The sequence below is a fragment of the Pseudomonas sp. SG20052 genome (assembly GCF_031766055.1).
Taxonomy (GTDB): domain Bacteria; phylum Pseudomonadota; class Gammaproteobacteria; order Pseudomonadales; family Pseudomonadaceae; genus Aquipseudomonas; species Aquipseudomonas mandelii.
In genome coordinates this window covers 5,758,343-5,768,955 of sequence record NZ_CP134498.1, presented here as the reverse complement: position 1 = coordinate 5,768,955, position 10,613 = coordinate 5,758,343, and the positions used below count along the sequence as shown (strand labels likewise).

Sequence of the window (10,613 nt, the reverse complement as noted above, 5' to 3'; positions counted from 1 at the left end):
ATCACTGTAGTTGCGCTTCGGGCAGGGTCAGTGTGCGCGGGATTAATAACGCATCCCAGTGGGCGATGCCCCAATCCAGCACTTCGCGGGGGGTGGCGTAAGCCAGTTCAGCACGGGGTTTTGCCCCAATGCGCGCAACGCACGCAGCAACAGAGGGGTTGCCTGATCTTCGGTCAATGGCGGTGAGCGGTAGGACTTGCCGAGTTTATTGCCATCGGGCTGGGTAATCAGCGGGATGTGCAGATAACGCGGTTGAGGCAGGCCGAGCAGTTCTTGCAGGTAAAGCTGGCGCGGCGTGGAGTCGAGCAGGTCAGCGCCACGGACGATATCGGTGATGCCTTGCCAGGCGTCGTCCAGCACTACCGCCAGTTGATAGGCGTAGAGCCCGTCGCGGCGCCGGATCACGAAATCGCCGACGTCCCGGCCCAGGTGCTGGCGATATTCGCCTTGCACCCTGTCGATGAAGTGGTATTCCAGTTCGGGGACGCGCAAGCGAATCGCGGCATCTTCGGTGCCATGGCCGGCGTTGCGGCACAGGCCCGGGTAAATGCCGTGATACGGCTCCAATTGCTTGCGCGAGCAGGTGCAGGCGTAAGCGAGGCCTTGATTGAACAGGCGATTGAGGACTAAGGCGTAGGCGTCATGCCGATCGCTCTGGCGGACCACTTCCCCGTCCCACTCGAAACCGTAGCTTTCCAGGGCTTTCAAGATGGCTGCCTGGGCGCCGGGTTCTTCCCGTGGCGGATCGAGGTCTTCCATGCGCATCAACCAGCGCCCGCCCACCGCACGCGCGTCGAGGTACGAAGCCAGCGCTGCGACCAGCGAACCGAAATGCAGGTGGCCGCTGGGCGTGGGGGCGAAGCGGCCGATGTAGGTGGGGGAGGCAATGGCGGTCATAAGGCGGTGTCAGGCTGTCCAATCGTTTCGAGCATGGCTTGAAGCCGCCGTCGCGAGCAAGCTTCGCTCCTACAGAAGATCGTGCCAGCCTTTGTAGGCGCGAAGCTTGCTCGCGAAGGCAATGGCGAAGACGCAATAAATATCAGAAACAAAAACGGAGCGTTCGCACGCTCCGTTCTTCGTTCAAGGCGACATTACTTGCCGACTTGCTTTTCCTTGATTTCCGCCAGGGTCTTGCAGTCAACGCACATGTCGGCGGTAGGGCGGGCTTCCAGTCGCTTGACGCCGATCTCGACGCCGCAGGACTCGCACCAGCCATATTCTTCGTCTTCGATCAGCTGCAGCGTCTTGTCGATCTTCTTGATCAACTTGCGCTCGCGGTCGCGGGCACGCAGTTCAAGGCTGAACTCTTCTTCCTGGCTGGCACGGTCGGCCGGGTCAGGGAAGTTGGCCGCTTCGTCTTTCATGTGATCAACCGTGCGGTCGACTTCCTGCATCAAGTCCTGTTTCCACTTATTCAGGATCTTGGTGAAGTGAGCGCGCATGGGCTTGCCCATGTACTCCTCGCCCTTAACTTCTTTGTAGGGTTCGAAGCCGCTGATCGACTGGTTTTGCTGCTTTGCTTGGGTGGGCATGAAATGGACCGCCTCTACTCTTGTAATCCATTGCGCAGGATTGCTCCATCACCGACACCTGCCGGCCCTGCGGCTGCAAGCGGGCGAACTTACCAGATCAAATCGGGCCGCGCTACTCCCGGATGTCGAGGTAGTGGCCCAAAGGGCTTGCAAATGATCGCAAAGCCTTGTCTGGCGGCGATGGAGACCTGATCAATTATTGATTTTAGTCAAACCTGAGGTACACGCTTGAGTCGTTTACGGCCAAGTTATAACGCGTCTGACCGCTTTAGGTTCTCGCTCGTTCCAACGCTTGGGTAGAATCGATTTTTTTCTCCGTTGTAAGGAAGGCTAATGGCTCAGTCCTACAGTGCCCGCAGTCGCGCGATCGAACCTTTCCATGTCATGGCGCTGCTGGCGCGGGCCAATGAACTGCAAGCCGAGGGTCACGATGTGATCCACCTGGAAATCGGCGAGCCGGACTTCACCACCGCCGAGCCGATCATCCAGGCCGGCCAGGCAGCACTGACGGCGGGGAAGACCCGTTACACCGCTGCGCGCGGTATCCCCGAGTTGCGTGAGGCCATTTCGGGCTTTTATCAGCAGCGTTACGGGTTAAACATCGACCCGCAGCGAATCCTCATCACGCCTGGCGGTTCCGGCGCCTTGTTATTGGCCAGCGCCTTGCTCGTCGATCCGGGCAAACATTGGCTGCTGGCGGACCCGGGTTATCCCTGCAACCGGCATTTCCTGCGGTTGGTCGAAGGCGCCGCGCAACTGGTGCCGGTCGGCCCGGACGTTCGCTATCAGCTGACGCCGGACCTGGTGGCGCGCCATTGGGATCAAGACAGCGTCGGCGCCTTGGTGGCCTCACCCGCCAACCCGACCGGGACTATCCTGACCCGTGACGAACTGGCGGGCTTGTCGGTTGCGATCAAGGAGCGACACGGTCATCTGGTGGTGGACGAGATCTACCATGGCCTGACGTATGGCACCGATGCCGCCAGTGTGCTGGAAGTCGATGACAGCGCCTTCGTCCTTAATAGTTTTTCCAAGTATTTCGGCATGACCGGATGGCGGCTGGGATGGCTGGTCGCCCCTGAAGCGGCAGTCGGCGAGCTGGAAAAACTTGCGCAAAACCTCTACATCAGCGCCCCGAGCATGGCCCAGCACGCCGCACTGGCCTGCTTCGAGCCGGCCACGATCAGCATTCTGGAAGAGCGTCGGGCCGAATTCGGTCGTCGACGGGATTTCCTGTTGCCGGCCCTAAGAGAACTGGGCTTCGGGATCGCCGTCGAGCCGGAAGGCGCGTTTTACTTGTACGCCGATATCAGCAAGTTCGGCGGCGATGCCTTCGCATTCTGCCGACATTTCCTCGAAACCGAGCATGTTGCAATTACCCCGGGCCTGGACTTTGGACGTTATCAGGCTGGGCACCATGTGCGTTTTGCCTACACCCAAAGCCTGCCGCGCCTGGAAGAAGCGGTCGAGCGGATCGCACGTGGATTGCGGAGCTGGCAAGGCTGATGCGTTTTCATCCTCCCCTCGAAGAAGGTCGCCTGATCCGTCGTTACAAGCGTTTTCTCGCCGATATCGAAACCGTTGGCGGCGAATTGCTGACAATTCACTGCCCGAACACCGGCTCGATGCTCAATTGCCAGGTGGAAGGTGGGCAGGTCTGGTTCAGCCGCTCCGACGACCCGAAGCGCAAATTGCCCGGCACTTGGGAAGTCGGTGAAACCCCGCAGGGCCGGTTGTTTTGCGTGAACACCGGGCGCGCCAACGGGTTGATCGAAGAGGCGTTGCGGGCGGGCGTGATTACCGAGCTGAACGGCTTTACCGAATTGAAACGCGAAGTGGCCTACGGGCAGGAAAGCAGCCGCATCGATTTCCGTCTCGATTACCCGGGCGGGCCGGCGTATGTAGAGGTCAAAAGCGTGACCCTGGGCTTCGACGGTTCATCGGTGGCGGCATTTCCCGACGCAGTGACGCAACGGGGCGCCAAGCATTTGCGGGAACTGGCTCACTTGGCTCGGGACGGGATTCGCGCGGTGCAGTTGTATTGCGTCAACCTGACCGGCATTGAAGCGGTGCGTCCGGCAGAAGAGATCGATTCGGCCTACGCAGTGGCATTGCGAGAGGCGGTGGCATGCGGCGTCGAGGTAATGGCCTATGGCGTGCGATTGACCCATGAAGAGATGGTGGTCGATCGACGCCTGGAGGTGCTGCTGAACAGTTAAAGGTTGATCCAGATACCTTGTTCGTCTTCGCGGCAGGCGACGGGGGTGAGGGATTGTCCGGCGCACGGGCCGGCGACGCATTCGCCGTCTTCGATCAGGAACAGTGCGCCGTGGGTTGCACACTGGATCAGGCTGTTGCTGGGGTCGAGAAACTGATCGGGTTTCCATTCCAGCCCGACACCCCGGTGCGGGCAGCGATTGATGTAGACGTACACTTGGCCGCCCCGGCGCACAGCAAAAAGTTTCTGACTGTCGATGTCGAATCCGCGACTGCTGTTGTCAGCCAGTTCGGCACCTGTACAAATCAACTTCATGTCTATCCTCAGTGTCGGCGGCTCGTGACCGGATATGTCCGAGCTTGACGTTCAAATGCAAACAATTATCAAATGGCCGCTTCGCCCCGTCGGGTGCAGGTGCCGGATGCCGAGGATACTTGGCCTGTCATCTCGATGCCTGGGAAAACTTAGAAGGAAGCTGTTTATGCGCCTGAGTACCCGCGTTGTTGCGCTGTGTGTCGGACTCCTCGTCAGCCACCACGCCGCAGCGGCCGAGTTGCCACAGCGTTGGGTCAGTGCCGGTGGCGCCTTGTCGGAGTGGGTGAGCGCGCTGGGCGGTGAGTCAAAACTGGTCGGCGTCGATACTACCAGTCAGCATCCGGCCTCGTTGAAGGCGCTGCCGAGCATCGGTTATCAGCGGCAACTGTCGGCGGAGGGCATCTTGAGCTTACGCCCGCAGATCCTGGTCGGCACCGAAGAAATGGGGCCGCCGCCGGTGCTGTCGCAAATTCGTAGCGCGGGCGTGCAGGTCGAACTGTTCTCGGCCCAGCCTGATCTGCCGACGCTGCAGGGCAATCTTGCGCATCTGGGCAAGTTGCTCGGTGCTGAAGACCGGGCTGCGCAATTGCTCCAGACCTACCAGCAGCAACTCGAACAGCAGAAGGTCCGGGTCACTCGTGCGCAGTTGAAGGAAAAATCGCCGGGCGTGCTGTTGCTGCTGGGCCATGCGGGCGGCAAGCCGCTTATCGCCGGCAAAGAGACTGCCGCCGATTGGCTCATCCAAAAGGCCGGCGGGCACAATCTGGCCACGCACACTGGCTACAAACCCTTTTCCATTGAGTCGCTGGTCAGTCTTGACCCCGACGTGCTGGTGTTTGCTGACCGAGCGATGACCGGCGATGCCGCGCGCGCGGCGTTGTTCAAGGAAAACCCGATTCTGTCCTCGACCCGTGCGGCCAGGGACGGGCGCGTCATGGAGCTCGATCCGACCTTGTTGGTAGGTGGATTGGGGCCTCGTTTGCCCGATGCGTTGAAAACGCTGTCTGATGGTTTCTTCCCAGGCAATACGGCCCAATGACCGTTCTGGTTAAACCCCGTGCGTTGTTCATTGGCCTGAGCCTGCTGTGTTTAGTGGCGATCTGGCTGTCCTTGGCGCTGGGGCCGGTCAGCTTGCCTTTATTCGATACCCTACGTGCGGCGTTGCGCATGATCGGCCTGCCCATTGCCCCTGATGGGCTGGAGCAGGCCGAGCTGATCCTCGGGCAAATACGCCTGCCTCGAACCTTGTTGGGCCTGGCGGTGGGCGGCGTACTGGCGTTGTCCGGCGTGGCGATGCAGGGATTGTTTCGTAACCCGCTGGCTGACCCGGGGTTGGTCGGGGTGTCCAGCGGTGCTGCGCTGGGAGCCGCTATCGCGATTGTCGGTGGTTCGGTGTTTGGTGGTCTGCCTGAATCGTTCGGGCCTTATCTGTTGTCAGTGTGCGCATTTCTCGGCGGGTTGGGTGTGACGGCGTTGGTGTATCGGCTGGGGCGGCGCAACGGGCAGACGAACGTCGCAACCATGCTCCTGGCCGGTATTGCGTTAACGGCGCTGGCGGGGTCGGCGGTCGGTTTGTTCACCTATCTGGCCGACGACGCGACCTTGCGCACACTCACGTTCTGGAACCTGGGCAGCCTTAACGGCGCGAGTTATTCGCGGCTCTGGCCGTTGCTGCTGGTGAGCGCCGGTGTTGCGCTCTGGTTGCCGCGTCGTGCCAAGGCCTTGAATGCGTTGCTGCTGGGCGAGTCGGAGGCCGGTCATCTGGGCATTGACGTCGAAGGGCTCAAGCGCGAATTGGTGTTTTGCACCGCGCTGGGAGTTGGCGCGGCCGTGGCGGCGGCGGGGATGATCGGGTTTGTCGGTCTGGTGGTGCCGCATCTGGTGCGCCTGCTGGCCGGTCCTGATCATCGGGTGTTGTTGCCGGCCTCAGTGCTGGCCGGTGCCAGTCTCCTGCTGTTTGCCGACCTGGTCGCACGGCTGGCCTTGGCGCCAGCAGAGTTGCCGATCGGAATTGTCACGGCCTTCATCGGTGCGCCGTTCTTTCTGTATTTACTGCTCAGAGGGCGTGCCTGATGTTGCGAACCCAGAGCCTGCAAATCCGTCGAGGCGCAAAAATCGTACTGACGGACATCACGCTTGAGCTCAGGCCGGGCGAAGTGCTCGGCGTGTTGGGCCCCAACGGCGCGGGCAAAAGCACCTTGCTCGGCGCCTTGTGCGGCGAGTTGAAGGCTGACCACGGCAGCGTCTGGCTCGATGAGCGCGAATTGAGCCATTGGACCGGCGCGCAGCGAGCCCAGCGACTGGCGGTCTTGCCGCAGGTGTCGACCCTGGACTTCGCCTTCCGTGTGGAAGAAGTGGTCGGCATGGGGCGTTTGCCTTATCAAAGCGGGCGGGTCCGGGATGACGAGATCGTCGCCGCCGCCTTGCACGCTGCCGATGCGGGACACCTGAGTGGCCGCAGCTATCTGGCGCTGTCCGGCGGCGAGCGGCAGCGGGTACACCTGGCGCGGGTACTGGCGCAGCTCTGGCCGGGGGAGGTGGGGCAGACGCTGTTGCTCGATGAACCGACTTCGATGCTCGACCCGCTGCACCAGCACACCACCCTGCAAGCAGTGCGCGAATTCGCCGATCATGGCGCTGCGGTGCTGGTGATCCTGCATGATCTGAATCTCGCGGCGCGCTATTGTGATCGCCTTCTACTGCTCGAAGGTGGGCGGCCGGTGGCGCTGGACACCCCTGAGCACGTCTTGCGCCCGGAACCACTCAAAGCGGTATTCGGGCTGGAAGTGCTGGTGCAGCGGCATCCGGAGCGTGGTCATCCGCTGATCATCGCCCGCTGAGAATGACATCGAGGTGAGCATGCGAGGAATTTTGCTACTGGCGGTTGTGTTGTTGAGTGCCTGCCAGCACGTTTCGGCACCGCCTCCGGTCGTCGGTGATATTCAGGACCTGCGCAGTGGCCAGATCCTGACGCCCGCGGAATTGGTCGAACGGTTGGCCGTGCCGTCGCGGCTGATCGTCGGTGAGCAGCACGACAATTCTGATCACCATAGATTGCAATTGTGGTTGCTACAGGCGCTGGGCGAACGTCGACCCCAAGGCAGTTTGCTGCTGGAAATGCTCACGCCGGATCAACAATCGCGCGTCGATGACATTCGCCGTGCCTCGACGCTACCCGCAGATCTTCCCGGCGCGTTGAACTGGCAGTCGGGGTGGGACTGGAATCTGTACGGGCCGATCGTGCGCTTTGTGCTGACTCAACCCTACCCGCTGTTGGCGGCCAATCTGGACACTCTTGAAGTCCGTACCGTTTATGCCAAGCCCCCGACATTAAACGGTCGGCTTTCCAATGCTCCGTCGGTCAAGGATGAGTTGCTGGCGCAGATCAACGACTCCCATTGCGGCTTGCTGCCCACCTCGCAGATGCCCGCGATGCTGGCGGTCCAGCAACAACGTGATCGTCGGATGGCCGAGCGCTTGTTGTCGGCACCGACGCCTTCGCTGCTGTTTGCCGGCGCTTACCACGCGCGCAAGGATGTTGGCGTGCCGATCCACGTCCTTGATCTTGGCGAGCCTGAAGCACTGAAGGTGTTGATGCTGGCGGAGGAGGGGGGTGAGGTCACGTCGGCCATGGCTGATTACGTCTGGTACACGCCTGCCACGCCGGCTCAGGATTACTGCGCCCAAATGCGTAAGCAGTTCGGCAAGTAAACAGACGACTTTTCCACAGGCAAAAAAAGACCCGGCAAGAGCCGGGTCAAATAACCGTGATTAGCCTGATGAGGAGATATCTGAGAGTCCGAACCAAGGGCTTTTCAAATATCGACCAGTCTCGCGACCAGTTGTGATAATCATAGCGATTCTCATTACCAAGTCAACCGCTGTTTTTTTGATTTCTTTGCAATCCCCTTTTTCCTTGCGCGAAAGCCCGTAATCATTGCGCCTGAGTCGGTAATCCTGAGGCGAATCTGCCTGTTCAGTTCTTGTGACGGGACGAGATGGCTTCCAGTTGTTTGTTCAAGGCTTCTTTGCGATCAGCTGGAATGTCGTTCCAGTGCACGTCCATCAGCGCGCCTTCGATCGCATACAACAACACCTTGGACGCCCGGAACCCGCGCGTACGCACGGCCCGATAAGCATCCACCGCTCCCAGGCGGCGCAAGTCCGACGCGCTGTGGATGCCCACGGCATGCAGCCACTGTGCCGACGTCTTGCCAAGATTCTTCAGGTGTTGCAGTTCATCATTCATCAAGCCTCCTTGCGACGGCCGAACGGTGCGTGGGCGAGCCTCTCAGGAGTGTAGCCATCAGTAGGAAAAGCGTGATTGTTTGGTCGGTTTCGACGCAAAAGCTTCTAAGAGGAAGACTCAGATAGCTACGTGAAGGTCTGCGGGAGCAGTCGGAGGAAGCGCGGAGGAATCAACTTTCCCGACAAAAAACCCAGCGCCCAGCGCGAAGCGGGGGCGCTGGACTTGTCAGGTAGAACGTCGTTTTTAGCGGGTGCGATAACGCAAGCGAGTACCGAAATTCATCGACATCAGGATCTCGTCAGCACTCAGCTCTGGTGGAAAGTAGGCGCCGGAGATCTGTGCGTGAGCCAGGCTCGCGCCTTCCAGGCAGGAGTTGCGGAAGTCGATACCACGCAAATCAGCGGAGCGGAAATAGGCATCGGTGAAATCGACGCCATCGGCGTTCAGCTCACGCAGGTCCAGACCACGAAAATCGCCGCCGACCATGTCGACAGAGGCATGACTGGCGCGCTCGGCATTGAAGCCTGCGATGTCGTCTTTGTGCAGCAAGGCATAAAGCGGGGTGTCGAGAAGTTTCGGCTGGCTCATGTCGCATCACCTGATGGTTTTATGACGCCAGTATAGTGCCACTATTTGGCAGCCGTGAAGCCGGCGATGGCTTCACGGCTGAAATAGTTTTTACAGGCCCGGCATGCGCTGGCGAATCTGTGCAACAACGGTGTCGAGCGTCCCGCTTTCATTGGTCTGGACGCGTTTGCTGCACAGAATTTCTGCTGGCGTCAGGGGCTCACGGCTCGCCTGCTGGGCGGCGATAACAGCGAGGTTGGCGTCGGACGGATCCTTCTTGTCTGCCTGACGCAAGGCCAGCCAGCTCTCGATGACTGCCTGTGGTGCATTGCAATCGAGGATCAGGAACGGTGCCCCGGTGGCTTCGGCGATTTTCGCCGCGCCGTCGCGCTGAGCGCGCTTGAGGTATGTCGCATCGATGACCACCGGGAAACCGGCGTGCAGGATCACCGCGGCAATCTCATGCAGTCGGTTGTAGGTGGCGGCGCTCGCATCGGCACTATAAATGCCGGCCTGCGGGTCATTCGGTACGGTTTGCTCGCCGAACAAACGCTTGCGTTCAACATCCGAACGCAGGCGAATGGCGCCCAGCGCTTCCACCAGACGCATGGCGACGTGGCTTTTGCCGACAGCGGAAACGCCGTGGGTAATCGCCATGAACCGCGAAGGAATGGTGCTGTAGCTTTCTGCCAGGTTGGCGTAGTTGCGGTACTGACGCAGGGTGGTGGCGCGTTGCACCGGGTCGGCTTCGGCCGGCATGCTGAACAGGCTGACCTTGGCGCGAACCAGTGCGCGGTACGCTTTGTAGAAGTTCAGTAGCTCAAGGCCCTGATAGTCGCCGGTCAGTTCCAGGTACTGGCTGATGAAACGACGCGCCAGGCTTTTCAGGCCGCGATCTTCCAGGTCCATGGCCAGGAAACCGGTGTCGGCATAAACGTCGGTGAAGCGGAACGGTTCGTTGAACTCGATGCAGTCGAAGATCACGACCTTGCCATCGATCACGGTGGCGTTGCCCAGGTGGATGTCGCCGTGGCATTCGCGGATGAAGCCTTCAGCCTTGCGCTGGGCGAATAGCGGCTTCAGGCGTTCGAAGCTGCTTTCGGCCCAGGCTTGCAACGCATCAAGTTGCAGCAGATCGGCCTTGTCGCTGAGGAACGGGCGGATCTGTTCGAAGTTCTGGCGTACCGGTGCCATCACGCTGTCCGGGGTGCCGGCTTCGTGTTCGCCAGGCACTTTCGGTGCAGTGAGGTGGAATTGGGCAATCTGTGCGGCCATCTCGTCGATGTGCGCGGTGGTCAACTCACCATTGGCTTGCAGGGTGCTGAGCAACTGGCTTTGTGGGAATTGACGCATTTTCAGTGCGAAATCGACAACCGGACCTTCGCCGCCCAGTTGTGGCGCAGCTTCGCTGCCGGTAATAGGCAACACTTCCAGGTACAAATCGTGGGTCAGGCGCTGGTTGAGGCGCAGCTCTTCGCCGCAGAAATGCTCGCGAGCGTCGAGGCTGGTGAAGTCGAGGAAGCCGAAATTCACGGGCTTCTTCACTTTATAAGCAAAGGGACCGGTGAGGATGACCCAGGAGATATGGGTCTCGATGACCTGGAACCCGTCGACAGGATGCGGGTAGAGGGCCGGGTTTTGCAGGGCGGCGATCAGGGACTGGCTCACAGGCGATCCTTCAGAGTCTGGGGAAAATTCACGGCCGCCATTATGGCTGCAAGTCCGTCTGACG

Annotated in this window: 11 protein-coding genes and 1 pseudogene; 6 read left to right on the top strand and 6 right to left on the bottom strand. The window is 60.4% G+C overall.

Annotated elements, in window-relative coordinates; all coding sequences use genetic code 11:
- Window position 1 precedes the first annotated feature (1 nt).
- Together gluQRS and dksA are read right to left on the bottom strand one after the other, a co-directional pair.
- A pseudogene (gene gluQRS, locus RHP74_RS26510) lies at window positions 2–897 on the bottom strand (tRNA glutamyl-Q(34) synthetase GluQRS).
- 194 nt (window positions 898–1,091) lie between these two features.
- On the bottom strand, window positions 1,092–1,532 hold the full coding sequence (gene dksA, locus RHP74_RS26505; RefSeq protein ID WP_007902025.1) for an RNA polymerase-binding protein DksA: 441 nt from the start codon (window positions 1,530–1,532) through the stop codon (window positions 1,092–1,094).
- A 333-nt stretch (window positions 1,533–1,865) separates the two neighbouring features.
- Between dksA and RHP74_RS26500 the strand changes: the two genes are divergently transcribed.
- Window positions 1,866–3,038 (top strand): pyridoxal phosphate-dependent aminotransferase, encoded by a 1,173-nt coding sequence (locus tag RHP74_RS26500; protein ID WP_010467611.1) that lies wholly within the window; start codon window positions 1,866–1,868, stop codon window positions 3,036–3,038.
- Window positions 3,038–3,751: a DNA/RNA nuclease SfsA gene (gene sfsA, locus RHP74_RS26495; RefSeq protein ID WP_010467613.1), complete on the top strand. Its 714-nt coding sequence runs from the start codon at window positions 3,038–3,040 to the stop codon at window positions 3,749–3,751. The genes RHP74_RS26500 and sfsA overlap by 1 nt, the downstream gene beginning before the upstream one ends.
- On the opposite strand, the gene RHP74_RS26490 is transcribed toward sfsA, so the two are convergent.
- Complete coding sequence (locus RHP74_RS26490; protein ID WP_102595139.1) at window positions 3,748–4,065, bottom strand: Rieske (2Fe-2S) protein; 318 nt, start codon at window positions 4,063–4,065, stop codon at window positions 3,748–3,750. The two genes, sfsA and RHP74_RS26490, sit on opposite strands and share 4 nt — an antisense overlap.
- 166 nt (window positions 4,066–4,231) lie before the next feature.
- Here RHP74_RS26490 and RHP74_RS26485 point away from each other — a divergent pair, with 166 nt between their 5' ends.
- From RHP74_RS26485 to RHP74_RS26470, 4 genes are read left to right on the top strand one after another with little or no spacing between them, the layout of a single operon-like run.
- A complete protein-coding gene (locus tag RHP74_RS26485) occupies window positions 4,232–5,104 on the top strand; it encodes an ABC transporter substrate-binding protein (RefSeq protein WP_311096682.1) in 873 nt (290 codons plus the stop codon).
- The gene (locus RHP74_RS26480) at window positions 5,101–6,138 is read left to right on the top strand and encodes an iron ABC transporter permease (protein WP_145308742.1); all 1,038 of its coding nucleotides are present in this window, start codon (window positions 5,101–5,103) and stop codon (window positions 6,136–6,138) included. The genes RHP74_RS26485 and RHP74_RS26480 overlap by 4 nt, the downstream gene beginning before the upstream one ends.
- Window positions 6,138–6,905 carry a heme ABC transporter ATP-binding protein gene (locus tag RHP74_RS26475; RefSeq protein WP_010467621.1) on the top strand — a complete coding sequence of 256 codons (768 nt, stop codon included), beginning with the start codon at window positions 6,138–6,140 and terminating at the stop codon, window positions 6,903–6,905. The genes RHP74_RS26480 and RHP74_RS26475 overlap by 1 nt, the downstream gene beginning before the upstream one ends.
- 19 nt (window positions 6,906–6,924) lie before the next feature.
- Window positions 6,925–7,776 carry a ChaN family lipoprotein gene (locus tag RHP74_RS26470; protein ID WP_311096681.1) on the top strand — a complete coding sequence of 284 codons (852 nt, stop codon included), beginning with the start codon at window positions 6,925–6,927 and terminating at the stop codon, window positions 7,774–7,776.
- 265 nt (window positions 7,777–8,041) lie between these two features.
- Here the strand turns inward: RHP74_RS26470 and RHP74_RS26465 are convergent, their stop codons facing one another.
- The 3 genes from RHP74_RS26465 to RHP74_RS26455 form a co-directional block, all read right to left on the bottom strand.
- On the bottom strand, window positions 8,042–8,314 hold the full coding sequence (locus tag RHP74_RS26465; RefSeq protein ID WP_010467623.1) for a TfoX/Sxy family protein: 273 nt from the start codon (window positions 8,312–8,314) through the stop codon (window positions 8,042–8,044).
- A gap of 243 nt (window positions 8,315–8,557) precedes the next feature.
- Window positions 8,558–8,902, bottom strand: a complete 345-nt coding sequence (locus RHP74_RS26460) for a pentapeptide repeat-containing protein (protein WP_010467624.1) — start codon at window positions 8,900–8,902, stop codon at window positions 8,558–8,560.
- Window positions 8,903–8,992: 90 nt separating this feature from the next.
- Window positions 8,993–10,549 (bottom strand): bifunctional aminoglycoside phosphotransferase/ATP-binding protein, encoded by a 1,557-nt coding sequence (locus tag RHP74_RS26455; RefSeq protein ID WP_304817384.1) that lies wholly within the window; start codon window positions 10,547–10,549, stop codon window positions 8,993–8,995.
- Window positions 10,550–10,613: the final 64 nt, after the last annotated feature.